The organism is Dyadobacter sp. CY351 (genome assembly GCF_021502625.1).
Classification (GTDB): domain Bacteria; phylum Bacteroidota; class Bacteroidia; order Cytophagales; family Spirosomataceae; genus Dyadobacter; species Dyadobacter chenhuakuii.
The window spans coordinates 772,014-785,511 of sequence record NZ_JAKFFU010000003.1; the positions used below are offsets into that span (position 1 = coordinate 772,014).

Here is a 13,498-nt window from a genome sequence, read left to right on the forward strand (position 1 = left end):
CCCCTGCATATGTCCGGTTTTGCCTGCCTGGCGGAGCTATCATTTGAATAACTTTGATGGGTTGATAATTAAAGTCTGATTTCAAACTATAGAAGCTTATGGCAAACCGCATTATATTCTTTCACGGTGGCGGGTCGAAAGAAGATTATGACGCTGACAAAAAACTGGTCGAATCACTGGAAGACAGCCTGGGGGCTCCCTACTCCATCCATTATCCTTTCTTACCCAATGACGGATCACCGGATCTGGGGAGGCGAAAGCAAATCAAGGAAGCTATTTCAGACAGTGAAGATGGGGTCATCTTAGTTGCCCACTCCCTAGGTGCGTCCATGTTGCTGGCATGCCTTTCCGAATTCAACATTGAGCGAAGGATTGCAGGCATTTTTCTGATTGCCACACCTTTCTGGGAAGGAAGCGAAGACTGGGTGGCGCCTTTTAAATTGCGTCAGGATTTTGCAGAAACGATCGATAAGAATATTCCGCTCTTCTTGTATCATTGCCAGGACGATGAGGAAGTTCCGTTTATTCAACTTGCTAATTATCAGCGGGAACTTCCATGGGCGACATTTAGAGAAATTCCATCCGGAGGGCACCAGCTGAATAATGACGTTCATGTTGTAGCAAAAGATATTCTATCGCTTAAACTGGCGTAATCCGGCATATATCCAATATCGACCACTAGCAAATTGCTTCGCAGGAAAAGTGATGCCTTACGTTGAGCGATTTTAACCCTCCCTTCGCCGATTATCTCAGGCTTGCTGCCCGAACCAGATTTAGTTTTGATCATTCGAATGTGGGAAACATTCATTGAAACCAAATCATTTTAAAATCGGGCAATCATGAAAACAAACCATTTATTAGCCAAGACAACAATTGCATTGTGTGCGACACTTTATCTTACTTCGTGCCGGGAAATGGAGCCTGAAAAAGCGGTAGGCGCGTCGGCAGAAGCGAGAGTGAATGTCGTAGCGCCGGAAACGGCTTATCCCGGAGAAGATGGCATCACAAAACGAGGAAGGCTTTTTGGCAAAGAAATAACCTATTCAGAAATCGATGGAAAGGCGGTTTTCGAAGGCGATATCATCCTGACACCGGAACAACTGGGCCAAAACACCGGTGCAAGGACCCAGGCTTTTACCAAGATACATTCACTCTGGCCCAACAACTTCATCCAGTATATCGTGGACCCAAGCATTTCGGATGACAGTGCTATTCTCGCAGCGATTGCTGATGTGGAAGCTGCTACTCCTTTGCGTTTTATACGTCGTCGTTCTCTTGCTGAGATTCCGGGTTATCAATTTGCACAGACAAGTTATGTGACATTTACACGCAGCCGGGGCTACTCATCTTCTATTGGCCGCATAGGCGGCCAGCAGTTTATAGGGATTCCGTTTTTCCCGACCAAAGGTGGTATTCTGCATGAGATCGGACACACAGCGGGCCTGCTGCACGAGCATACACGCTACGACCGGAACGCTAATGTTAAGGTTAATCTCAACAATGTTGCCGAAGCCGCAAAACCGAACTTTACAATCCTCGATAATGAGGGATATGACAACAGAAAATACGGCTCCTTCGATTTCGGCTCTATTATGATGCTCGACTCGTATGCATACTCACAAAACGGCCAGCCTGTCATGACTACGCTCGATAACAAGGCATTTACCGTGCAGCGAAGCCATCTGTCAGTAGGCGATGCCCAGTGCATTACTGCTATGTATTCCAATGTGTTTGCTGTTACGCCTACCGGCATTCTGGCGGGAGACGCGGCAACGGGCAAAAATGCACCATTGGCAACGCTTTACACCGGAGCAGGTGAGATTTATGCGTTGAAAGATCAATTCTTTCTATCACAAGGCAATAAGGTGACGCAGATCAGATCGAAATCTGGCTGGGCTTATAATGTAACATCAGGCACAGGGCCCGTAAATGGCATGACTTACTACAAAGGAAATATATTCACATTGCAAGACGGGAGCGTATGGAAAACCGAAGCTACAAATTGTGTTAGACAGCAATACACAGGGCCATTTTTCACCGGCGGAACCGCATTGGCCTACGCATTCGGGCTTCCCTACGCGGTGGTTGGCGACAGGCTCCACATTATTTCAATTGATGGCAAAAACAATAGTGTCATGGGATACGGATACAGCGGGGTTACCGAAATGGTGGGCTGGAAAGCCTGGCTTTATGTCATCAAACCGAGCGGCAAGCTCTATAAAGTAAACCCGACCAACGGCGACATTGTCCAACACGGAACCACAACTTTTTCGTCCAATGCCCAATTGACATGCACGGGTAAAAATCTGCTGGTTGTTAGCCAGGGCACATTATACAGCGTAGATGAAGCAGGGATTACAAAACCAATTTCAGGCGGCTGGGCCAATGTAACCGATATTTCAGCCGTCAACTCAGAAGATCAACCTTAATGTCTATTTAGCACATGACCAAATTCTCTGCACACTGTTCATTGTGCAGAGAATTTTTTGTTAGCGATCCACACTTAAATGTGCCTTATGCTAACCATGTAATTTTATGAAAACAGAATAAGCTGGCATCCTGATTTGATCGACGAACATTATTCATTAATGGCCAGCATTATGATGGTGAAACGATGCATCAAACGGCACTGGCACAATTAAATAAGGAATTTGCTAAGGTTATCTATACGCACCAAATTATCAATTCTTAAGGTAAGATGGTAAAGGCAGACCGGCAAAATCATTTTTGACAGCGGGATATGCCTTGACGGATTTTCGCGTGAGAAAACATTGTTAACGATTCTCCATCCATGCCAGAAATGCCGGCGTTTTTTCTTTGTTGATCAATAGTTGATCAGGCGTTTCAATGGTCAGCTTCACATACAATTTCCTAAGAAAATGATGTTCGATTTCCTTAATGGCTGAAAAGTTGACCAGATATTGCCGGTTTACCCTGAAAAATTGCTTTTGGCTTACGGACGCTGCGATCTGATCGAGAGACTGGCTCAGTGAAAACTCCTGCCCATCGAAACACATGATCATGGATGTTTCATTTTTAATGTAAAAAAACGCGATCTGCGCAGTTTGGACCGTGGTGTATTTTTGATGTTTAAATACCAGAAAACTGGTTTTCTCTGACGGCGGCACTATTTTATTGAGCAGCTCGCTTAAATCGGGAATCGCTTTTTGCTGGAAGAAATTTTTCAGATCGTCGACTTTGGCGAGCGCCCCTGCAATGTCTTTCTTGGAAAAGGGTTTCAGCACATAATCCACACCATTTCGTTTGAAGGCTTCCAGTGAATAGGCATCAAAAGCCGTACAGAATATCACTGGGCAAATGATTTCCACAGATTTGAAAATTTCAAAACTCAACCCATCGGCCAACTGAATGTCCATGAAGATCAGGTCTGGCTGCGGTCCCACCGAAAGTGCCTCAACAGATTCCTCTACACTCTGATATGGTCCGGTGATTTTGGCTGCCGGACGCAGTTGCCGGAGGATATTTTCAAGGGAGCGGGCTGTTTTCAGCTCGTCCTCAATGATTACGATGTTCATGAATAATTGGAAGTCTTACCTGAAATAGGTCCTGGCCGTTGATCACCTCAACCTTTTTATTTAATAAATGGCTGTATTTCAATTCAATGTTTTTCAAACCCACACCCAGGGAATCTTCCTGGTTCTTTCTGAGCTGGATCTGGTTTTCAACCACAATGCTTTCACCCTCACTAAAAATCCGGATTTGCAGCGGCCGGCTTAAAGACACAATGTTGTGTTTGAGACAGTTTTCAACTAATAGTTGCAAGGTAAATGGTGGGATTAATGTATCTAACGCAGTTTCATCAAGCTTGTTTTGAAAAATAAACCCATCCTCGAATCGCGCTTTCTGTAAAAAAAGATACGCATTCAAAATCTCCATTTCTTCCTTCAAATGGATCAGATCCAGCTTGCGGCTTTCTAGTGTATATCGGTAAAAATTGGCGAGTTTTAAGATGAAATCCACCGACTGCTGATCATTGGTTTCAACCATTGCTTTAAGCGTGTTCAGGCTATTGAACAGAAAATGCGGGTTCACCTGCTGTTTCAAAAGGTCATATTGCGCACTCAGATTATCATTCCGGAACCGTTCCAGTTCCATGCTCACATGCTGGTTTTCATAATTCTGTTGCAGCATATTCAGGAACATATAAAACACCAGATTGATCAAAATCCCACGCACTTCCACCATCAGCATGGCCGGACCGAAATCCATGTGGGAAAGGATAAGCTGCTGAATGTAGGCTAGTCCCAACATAACAACCAGACCAAACGCCAGCGAGTTGATTAATTTGGCATACGATATCTGCTGGCCCTGCGACCGGTTGCCCTTTTGTGAAAGCATGTAAATATTGAAATACCACATAATTACCGCAAAGGCGGCCGTAATGAACGCATTTACCGCAGCTTCCAAAGGCACAAATTTGTTCGAAGCCAGCTGTGGCACCGAGGAAAGCAAACCGAGCACCACAGAGCTCGTCCAAATGATCGTATTTGAAACTTTAAACGGCGCTTTTGTTACCATATTCATTCTGTCCGGGTGCGATTCCGCATTTTATCATGGAAAAACGGCAGCTCGCTGGGAAGTTATGAATTCGATCTGCTGATCCTTTCCGGGCCTGGCGTCACCGGGCTTAAAGCCTTCCCCGGTTTTGAAATCATAGTCAAATGCCAATCCTGACACATTTCCATGAGCAACATTCACGTGCTCTACGGAATAAATCTCGGCATTTATATTGGTCCCATACCATTGCGGCATTGGTTTTTGTTTCCAGGTTACCAGGGTATACTGTGCTCCTGGGCTTAGTTTGAGCAAAGAATCCTGAGCCGTTTGCAGCGCAACGTCATTGCCGTAAAGCATTGCAATCGTGCCTTTCTTGTTATTAATGATGGATTTGATCACCTTTTCATTTCCCGCATCGTACAGGTATTCAGGTGCAAGATCGGCAGTGTTGCGATCGTTGCAGGACATTACAAAAAGTGCCAGCGCTGCGATATATAGTGAAATTGTTGACTTCATTTTGGTGCTATTTATTTGGTCGGAATGTTGAATACAAAATCGTTTTCAGGTGCAAGCAGCCGGTGACAATTCGCGCAAGTCTGTTCAAAAAGGACCGTTTTGCCTGCTGGTTTGAGATCGAGTCCGTCAAATTTGGCGAATCCCCAGCCTTCGGTTGAGCTGTATTTTTTGCTGTCTTTGATCATAAACTGTGCATTTTGAAAATTACCTGGCAGCACATTGCCGTCCTTATCCTCCACCTGTTTACCCCAAACGACCTTTACCACCCTGGATCCGTCGGGGAAAGGAAGTTGATGGTTTTTAAGAGCCTTCACCAAAATATCATTTCCGTAAACGATCCGCATGCTGCCCCCGTCAAACTTATCGGTCACGCTGATGATCTTCCAGTTTTTGTAATCCGCAGAATAGGGAATGCCATTCAAGGAGACCGGCGTTTTTTGAGTCAAAATTTTATCATTTGTTAAAGATCGGGCAACGATCCTGACTGTATCCACTTTATGCCTTCCGGGAAGTGTATTGACATATTGTTTCAAAACCGTCAGTTCGGATGCAGACACTTTGCCGCCGGGATGTGCCAGCCGATAACGTTGTAGAGGCATTTTCTGCTGATCGATTGCGTTCACCATTTCCCAAAGCAACAATTCCTGCACAGCAGGCGGGTTTCTGTCCCATTCCGAAAAATTAAATCGCGCCCGCGCCTCATTCACATCATGCGCCACCAGGAAGGATGCCGGGGCGATCCTATCAAACCATTCTACTTTGGCTTCATTGGAATGACAATCATAACAAGCCCGCTCCAAGATCTGCTTTACCTCCTTTGGAACCACAATTTCGCTGGTCACCGGCGGATTTTCAATGGCAGGAGAGCCGATTTGAAATGCCCCAAAAATGATGATGAGCACGATCGCCGCACTTTTGTAAAATGTTAACCCTGGCTTTTTCATTCTGTATAATATCTGATTCTCATAGCTCAAATATAGCTCTGTTCATCCCTGTTTCCGAGCAACAGGCCCTCGTACCAGGCAAACTTGACCGTAAACCAGACATTGACGAAGGCGAACCGGACAGTAAACGGCGGCAAGTGTGACAGGCGATCCACTTTCAACCCTAACAATGCGGGATAATAGGGTTAACTTAGAAGAAATCAACTCCGCACTGTATGAAGATTTCGTTTGTAGGCACATTCCCGCCACGGGAATGCGGAATTGGCACCTTTACCAAAAATCTGTATGATGCTGTCAACTCCGCACCAGGGGCAGATGGCCCAAATACTGCGCTAGTGGTAGCGATGGATGACAACGGGCAGCATTATGACTATCCAAAAGAGGTGAAACTGACCATCCGGCAAGAAGAACAAGCTGATTACCTGGAAGCCGCAAGTTTTATCAATATCAGCGGGGCCGACATCTGCGTTTTGCAGCATGAGTTCGGAATTTTCGGGGGGCAAAACGGCATTTATATACTCCCGTTCCTTTACCGTCTCAATATTCCGTTGATCGTCACTTTGCACACAGTGCTAAAAAACCCTTCCTATAATGAGCGGGCTGTGATGATTGAGATCTGCAAAATCGCCCAAAGGGTCGTCGTAATGACCAGGAAGGCGGTTGATATGCTTATGGAAGAATATGGTGTTGCCGAAAGTAAAATCGAGCAAATTGCGCACGGCGTTCCGGATATACAATTTGACCAACAGTCTGTCAAAAAAGAATTCAAGCTTCTATCCAGAAAAGTCCTTCTCACATTTGGATTTATCGGGAGAAACAAAGGCATTGAAATTGCGCTGAAAGCCCTGCCTGCGGTGGTTGCAAAGTATCCGCAGCTGGTTTATATCGTTCTAGGCAAAACGCACCCGAACGTGATACGGCATTCAGGTGAAGAATACCGGATTTTCCTGCTAGGATTGGTTAAAAAGCTAGGCATTGAAAAGCATGTCATTTTCATGAACGAGTTTGTTGACCAGACTGAGCTTTTTAAATATCTCTCCGCCTCTGACATATACATTACACCTTACACCAATGAGGCACAGATCACAAGCGGAACATTGTCCTATGCCATTGGAGCAGGATCTGCCGTGATTTCTACGCCCTACTGGCATGCTGCCGAATTGCTTTCCGAAGGCCGCGGCAGATTGTTTCCGTTCAACGATGTCCAGGCTCTAAGTGAAGTATTTCTTGATTTGCTTGATCACCCGGATACAATGATGCAATTACGTAGTAACGCATTCAATTACGGACGAGAGATTACCTGGCCCAAGATCGGCGCAAAATATGCGAAGCTTGCAGAAAAAATCGTGTCGGAACAGCCGGATGTGCAGGCAGAAACGGAAACAATCCTGGATTTGCTGGCCTTGCCTCCATTTTTGCTGGACCATGTACAACGGCTCACCGACGATACGGGAATCATTCAACACGCCAAATACGGCATTCCGAATTTGAAAGAAGGTTATTGCCTGGATGATAATGCGAGGGCGCTTTTGATGGTGCTGATGACCTATAAAAGGAATAAAAACCCGCTGGCACTCAAATTATCCCCTACTTACCTGAGCTATATCAATTACATGCAAAACCCGGACGGCGCGTTCCGGAATTTCCTGAGTTTCAACCGTAATTTCCTGGATGAAGTGGGTTCAGAAGATTCGTTTGGCAGGACAATATGGGCATTGGGCTATCTTTTAGGAAATGCACCTAATGACGCTTATTATCAAACCGGGCGGGATATTTTCTTTGACGCTTCACCCAATTTCGTGAAGCTGCAATCCATCCGGAGCATTGCCAACACCATCGTAGGCATATGTCATTATCTGAAAAGCAACTCAGGGGACGAAGGAATGATTGAGGTTTTGCGGCAGTTGACAAACCGGCTGATGGTGGATTATGAACTGAACCGGACGGATGACTGGCATTGGTATGAATCGCTTCTGGCTTATGATAATGCTTTTTTGCCTCTCGCAATGCTGCACGCTGCCGAGTTTTTGAATGATGAAAGAGTCAATCAAGTTGCTTTGGAGAGCATGGAATTTCTTTCGAAAATCACTTTAAACAACGGTTATCTTTCTATTGTAGGTAATGAAAAGTGGTATCTCAAAGATGGCGAAAATTCAATGTTTGCCCAGCAGCCACTGGATGCATTGGCTATGGTGCTCATGTTCCACCAGGCGTTCCGGCTGACGAGCGATCCCGCTTATGTCCAACAGCTTAATACATGTTTTATGTGGTTTTTAGGTGAAAACGATCTCCGTATCAGTCTTTATGACTTTGAAACCAAGGGCTGCTGTGATGGACTGGAAAGATATGGCGTAAACAGGAACCAGGGAGCTGAAAGCACATTGGCTTATCTGATTTCTCATCTAAGCGTTTTGGAAGCATTTGAAGAGCTGACCAAGTTAAAAGCGGCTCACCCATGAGAGTCGCGATCTTATCATCCATTGCCTGGCGCACGCCGCCACGCAATTATGGGCCCTGGGAGCAAGTAGCGTCCCATCTGGCAGAAGGTTTGGTAGCAAAAGGAATCAATGTAACATTATTCGCAACTGCCGATTCAGTTACCAAAGGAAAATTGGATGCTACTTGTACTGTCCCTTATGCGGAAGATCAGAACGTTGACCCTAAGGTGGTTGAATGCTTGCATATCAGTAATGTAATGGAAAAAGCAGATCAATTTGATTTAATTCACAACCATTTTGATTTCCTGCCACTGACGTATTCCAGGCTGATCAAAACGCCAATGTTGACTACTATACACGGTTTTTCGTCGGACAGGATCAAGGAGGTTTACCGGAAATATAATGATGACACACATTACGTTTCAATCAGTAATGCGGATCGGGATGAGACTCTGAGTTATACGGCCACGGTCTATAATGGTATCGACGAAGAAGCATTTCCCTACATCACTTTTCCGAACGATTATCTGCTCTTTTTTGGAAGGATCCACCCCGACAAAGGTGCAAGTGAAGCTATTCAGATCGCTCGGAAAAGTGGAAGGAAGCTTCTTATAGCAGGATTGGTCCAGGATGAGGGGTATTTCAAGCGAGAAGTGGAGCCGCATATCGACTCTGAAAATGTCTTTTATTGCGGGAATGTCGGGCCAGAAAGGAGGAGCACGCTGCTCGGCATGGCTTATGCAATGCTGCATCCAATCAGTTTTGAAGAACCTTTTGGACTCAGTGTGGCTGAGTCGATGCTTTGCGGAACGCCCGTAATCGCTTTTAATCGCGGATCAATGTCCGAATTGATCAAGCACGGTCAAACAGGATTTTTAGTAAGTACGGTGTCCGAGGCAGTAGAGGCCGTGGGGCTTGTAAAAACGATTAACAGAAAGGACTGCGCCGAATGGGCACAGTCCATGTTTACCAAGGATAAGATGGTGGATGGCTATCTAGCGGTTTATGAATCAATTTTAAACAGATAATCCCGCATTTTGTGTCAGCTCTTTTAATAAATCTTTAAGATCCACAACTACATAAGTCGATGCGTAATCTGACATCGCGTATGGAATAATCAGGCTCTCGTTGTGAATAAGCGCGCCGCAGGAATACACGACATTAGGAACATAGCCTTCCCGTTCCTTGCGATTTGGGATCAACAATGGCTGGCTCAGTCTTCCAATTTCTTTTTCAGGATTATCCAGCTCAAAAAGGGACGCTCCCAGAACGTATTCACGCATAGGACCAACGCCATGGGTCAGGACCAGCCAGCCAGCCTCTGTCTCCAACGGCGATCCGCAGTTTCCAATCTGCACGAATTCCCAGGGGAATTTGGGCGACTGGATCATGGTCGCCTGTCTCCAAACACTGATGTTGTCAGAAAAAGCAATGTAATTATTAACCCCGTCGATCCGGCAAAGCATGGCGTATTTGCCATTGATTTTCCTGGGAAAAAGCGCCATGCCTTTATTTTGAGCGATTTCGCCATGAATGGGCAACACTTTGAAGTGATAAAAATCCTTTGTCATCAGGATTTTGGGCAGGATCGAAATTCCGTCATATGCGGTGTAAGTTGCATAGTACACCGGCTCGTTGTCTCCCTGCATGAATTTAACAAACCGGGCATCTTCAATGCCCCGTTTTTCTGTGTCAGCAATGGGAAAGATCACGCGTTCGGAAATATCAGTGTCCAGGGAAAAATCCATTTCGTAATGCGATGATGCCAGCCACATCATTTCCCTCAGAAAAATGCGGCTAGGCTCGTCCATTTCAATGACCCTGTTTGTTTCATCGACGTAGCGTTTCAACTCCTCATATGTAAAGGTTTCGGTCAGTTTTTGTTCAATAACCGGGTAAGCAGCGTTTTCCAGGTTCTGCATTTCGCCCAGTTTTGCCAGGAAAGTCTTCTTTTTGTACACATGGTTACGCACATGTGCAGGCGAATCAAGCATTCGGCCAGGAGGCTCGACAGTGATCAGGTTATCCCGGTCAATGATGGCCGATCTGAAAACAATCGAAGAAATATGGCCCTCGCCCGTTGCCCGGAAACTCAGGATAACCCTGCGCTCCCCAAAACCTATCCGTGACTGGTCCGGATCTTCAACAATCGATGGATTAAAGAAGGCAGCAGCTTCAATAGAATATTCCATTGTAAAAAAAGAACCTATCAACATTTCCGCTGTGGTTCCTAATTGTTTCAAATCAATGTCCATCGAGCTGAGCACGTGGTGGAGCCGGTGAAAATGCCGTTCAAAAATTCTCAGAATATTGCGGTGCCGCTTGGCATATTTGCGCAGGACATTGCTTAACTCCTGTTTTTGCTGTTCCTGGGAAAGGTTCAGGATCATTGTGATCAATTGCCTGGCCCTTTCTTCACTGCTAAACATAAAACGGGCAATTACGCGGCTTGAATCTGGTTGAAAGACAATGTCCTTCCTGGTTATGTTGATTGACATTTGAAGTTTTGCAGCAAGGTGAGCCTTTAATCCGGAATGTCAATGCCTTTCTCCAAAGTCCGTCCCTGAGGACCCTCGCAGGAGTCCCGCGACCAATGGTGTTGAATGTCCATTATTAAAGGGTATCTTACATAAAACGAAAAGATCATGTCAAAGAAAAGGTTGCATTCTTTTGCTTGCTATAAAATTTAATGTTTTGCCAAAATGAATAAAGGTGGCGATATCATCATTATTGAAGATGATCCAGATGACCAACTGTTAATTGAACAAGCTTTTCAAGAGCTGGGTTATGCAAACAAAAGAATTTATTTTCCCGACGGGCTCGAGGCGTTGGCATATTTAAATAGTGAAACACCGTTGCCATTTATCATCTTATCTGATATCAACCTCCCCAGGTTGGATGGGATCCAACTAAGAAGAAGGTTGCGAGAGAATGCATCGCTAAACTTAAAGTGCATCCCCTATTTGTTCTTTACGACTGCGCTGAATCAGGATGTGGTCATTGAAGCTTACAGCACATCAGCGCAAGGTTTCTTTGTAAAACCCTCGGACTTCAATGAAATCAAACAAACTTTGAAATCCATCGTCGAATACTGGAAGCGATGTGCCGCTCCGAATAATTTTAAGTCGTAATCAGATAGTATTCATCAATCTGGTTCCAGGAATAGCTGTAAGTAATTCCGGATACTTCCTGTACAAAGTCACCGGTTTCACCATCTGTAAAGCCAACGCGCCAGTTGGTTGTATTTTTGATCCTGAATTTTAGTGTCGAATTTGACGGCGGGAGATCCTTTTTTCCTACTATCTTGATTTTCATATGCTAAGGTAGCCTTATTCAGGCGCAAAACCTTCTTATATTCCGTATAGTTTGTCCGTTATGGTTACTTTTCCGGGATCAACGGTATAATGCAGTTTTGCGCCATTCGTCTTTTGCTACACGCCTGAAAAGCGCTGAAAATAGTGTGAGAGCCAGCATGCTGGATTTCGTTTCATTTAATTCCAGTCGTTGGTAATGTCTTTCGCGACGAGCGGATTGGTGTTTTTCTCAGTTAAGGGAATAGGAAATAATACGTGTTTGTCCTGAAAGAAAGACTGACTTGACGCCGGATACTTCGCTTTCTTTTCAGCATTGAGCGTTTCCTTAGCAATACCCCAGCGGATCAGGTCAAACCAGCGCACTTGCTCACCGACGAGTTCCAGTTGGCGTTCCAGCATGAGCTTTTTCATTGCTTCGTCCTTACTACCAAGCGTAGTGTAGGCAAATGCACCGGAGCGGGCGCGCACTTTGTTGATCAATGGCAAGGCGTCACCCATTTTGCCGACCTGGATCTGCGCTTCGGCGAGCATCAGCAGTACATCGGCATAGCGGATAATCTGTGAATTGATGTCCGATTGCGGCAATTCTCCTTTTTCCTTGTATTCGTAAGGTTCGTATTTCCTCCACCGGTAGCCGTTGCCATTCTCTGCAAACGGATAAGTTTTCACCCCGGTTGCACATTTATCGCAATAGGTAACGTCGCCTCCGCTGGCTTTGTCTCCGTAAAATGTGTTTTGGGCTCTCGGATCAACATAAGCCTTGCCGGCTTCGTCTTTGTAAGTGAATGCTTTCACGGCGGCATCGGAGATGAACACATTTCGCCAGTCGTTCCAGCCGTATTCCATCGCGCGGCCGGTCAATGTATTTTTACCGCTTCCAGATCCTTCCTGCGAGCCAAACATATAATACGGACTTCCTTCTGCCCAGCCGCCCCATTCTTTGTGCGGGACGTCGAAAACCGATTCTGCGTTTTTCACAGGCGATTTAGTGAAGAGCTCGTCGAGGTTTTTGACCAGATCATACGTGTAAGGCGCCTTGGTCAGTAGCTCAAATTGCGCGGCAGCTTCTGCGTATTTCTTTTGGTATAAATAGGTTTTGCCCAATAATGCAATGGCCGCACCTTTGGTTACCCGGCCCAGGTCACCCGCACTGGCGTACGTGACCGGCAGTCCGCTGATTGCATTGGCGAGATCCGATTCAACCATTTTCCAGCTTTCCTCAGTACTCGCCCTTGGAAGATAAAATTCGTCGTTACCACTGTAATCCTTGCGGATCGGCACCCTGCCCCAAAGCGTTACAAGCAAAAACTCAGCATAAGCCTTCAAAAAATAGGCTTCGGACACATATTGGGCCAGTTTTAACTTCTCTGCATCGTTTGCAGGTGTTATTTTCGCAGCTTTATCGATCACCAGATTCGCCCGGAATGTCATTTTATAAGTGGTAGACCAAAGGTCATTGATCTGCGCATGATTGGGGGCGTAACTGTAATCGTGCAGCTGCAAAACATCCCCCAGCAACGGCGCATCAGCTTCGGCTTCATTCCCGGTAAGATCCATTAAATAATAGAAATCCCTGGAATACAAGCCCTTGTAAAGTAGCAGCCCGTAAGTCGCTGTAACGGCTTCTGAAATCGTCGCGGGCGTTGTGAAGTAAGTATCGTCGTTGTAGCTCGACTGGTTTTTAACATTGTCCAGTGAGTTGTCGCAGCCGGCGAGGGTAAGGCAGGCCAGCGTTCCCAGCGAAAGTATTTGCTTTTTCATCATGATG

Annotated in this window: 12 protein-coding genes; 5 read left to right on the forward strand and 7 right to left on the reverse strand. The window is 45.6% G+C overall.

Going from position 1 to position 13,498, the window contains the following annotated elements:
• Nucleotides 1–98: 98 nt before the first annotated feature.
• Complete coding sequence (locus tag L0660_RS08635; RefSeq protein WP_235159126.1) at nucleotides 99–653, forward strand: alpha/beta hydrolase; 555 nt, start codon at nucleotides 99–101, stop codon at nucleotides 651–653.
• Nucleotides 654–839: 186 nt separating this feature from the next.
• Entirely contained in the window at nucleotides 840–2,429 is a 1,590-nt protein-coding gene (locus tag L0660_RS08640; protein WP_235159127.1) for a M12 family metallopeptidase, read from the forward strand.
• Nucleotides 2,430–2,774: 345 nt separating this feature from the next.
• On the opposite strand, the gene L0660_RS08645 is transcribed toward L0660_RS08640, so the two are convergent.
• Genes L0660_RS08645 through L0660_RS08660 form a run of 4 tightly spaced genes read right to left on the reverse strand, consistent with a single transcriptional unit; the run spans nucleotide 2,775 to nucleotide 5,978 of the window.
• Nucleotides 2,775–3,536 (reverse strand): LytTR family DNA-binding domain-containing protein, encoded by a 762-nt coding sequence (locus tag L0660_RS08645; protein ID WP_235159128.1) that lies wholly within the window; start codon nucleotides 3,534–3,536, stop codon nucleotides 2,775–2,777.
• A complete protein-coding gene (locus tag L0660_RS08650) occupies nucleotides 3,517–4,545 on the reverse strand; it encodes a sensor histidine kinase (RefSeq protein ID WP_235159129.1) in 1,029 nt (342 codons plus the stop codon). Before L0660_RS08650 ends, L0660_RS08645 begins: the two co-directional genes overlap by 20 nt.
• A gap of 27 nt (nucleotides 4,546–4,572) precedes the next feature.
• Nucleotides 4,573–5,034, reverse strand: a complete 462-nt coding sequence (locus L0660_RS08655) for a hypothetical protein (RefSeq protein ID WP_235159130.1) — start codon at nucleotides 5,032–5,034, stop codon at nucleotides 4,573–4,575.
• Nucleotides 5,035–5,045: 11 nt separating this feature from the next.
• Nucleotides 5,046–5,978, reverse strand: coding sequence for a heme-binding domain-containing protein (locus L0660_RS08660; RefSeq protein WP_235159131.1), 933 nt, complete (start codon nucleotides 5,976–5,978; stop codon nucleotides 5,046–5,048).
• Between the two features lie 215 nt (nucleotides 5,979–6,193).
• On the opposite strand from L0660_RS08660, the gene L0660_RS08665 reads away from it, so the two are divergent.
• Nucleotides 6,194–8,437: a glycosyltransferase family 4 protein gene (locus L0660_RS08665; RefSeq protein ID WP_235159132.1), complete on the forward strand. Its 2,244-nt coding sequence runs from the start codon at nucleotides 6,194–6,196 to the stop codon at nucleotides 8,435–8,437.
• Nucleotides 8,434–9,444 carry a glycosyltransferase family 4 protein gene (locus L0660_RS08670; RefSeq protein ID WP_235159133.1) on the forward strand — a complete coding sequence of 337 codons (1,011 nt, stop codon included), beginning with the start codon at nucleotides 8,434–8,436 and terminating at the stop codon, nucleotides 9,442–9,444. Before L0660_RS08665 ends, L0660_RS08670 begins: the two co-directional genes overlap by 4 nt.
• Here the strand turns inward: L0660_RS08670 and L0660_RS08675 are convergent.
• Nucleotides 9,433–10,914: a glycoside hydrolase family 130 protein gene (locus L0660_RS08675; protein ID WP_235159134.1), complete on the reverse strand. Its 1,482-nt coding sequence runs from the start codon at nucleotides 10,912–10,914 to the stop codon at nucleotides 9,433–9,435. The two genes, L0660_RS08670 and L0660_RS08675, sit on opposite strands and share 12 nt — an antisense overlap.
• Before the next feature lie 204 nt (nucleotides 10,915–11,118).
• Between L0660_RS08675 and L0660_RS08680 the strand changes: the two genes are divergently transcribed.
• A complete protein-coding gene (locus L0660_RS08680; protein ID WP_235159135.1) occupies nucleotides 11,119–11,547 on the forward strand; it encodes a response regulator in 429 nt (142 codons plus the stop codon).
• On the opposite strand, the gene L0660_RS08685 is transcribed toward L0660_RS08680, so the two are convergent.
• Both L0660_RS08685 and L0660_RS08690 read right to left on the reverse strand, forming a co-directional pair.
• Nucleotides 11,537–11,731 (reverse strand): hypothetical protein, encoded by a 195-nt coding sequence (locus L0660_RS08685; protein ID WP_235159136.1) that lies wholly within the window; start codon nucleotides 11,729–11,731, stop codon nucleotides 11,537–11,539. The two genes, L0660_RS08680 and L0660_RS08685, sit on opposite strands and share 11 nt — an antisense overlap.
• 176 nt (nucleotides 11,732–11,907) lie before the next feature.
• On the reverse strand, nucleotides 11,908–13,494 hold the full coding sequence (locus L0660_RS08690) for a RagB/SusD family nutrient uptake outer membrane protein (RefSeq protein WP_235159137.1): 1,587 nt from the start codon (nucleotides 13,492–13,494) through the stop codon (nucleotides 11,908–11,910).
• Nucleotides 13,495–13,498: the final 4 nt, after the last annotated feature.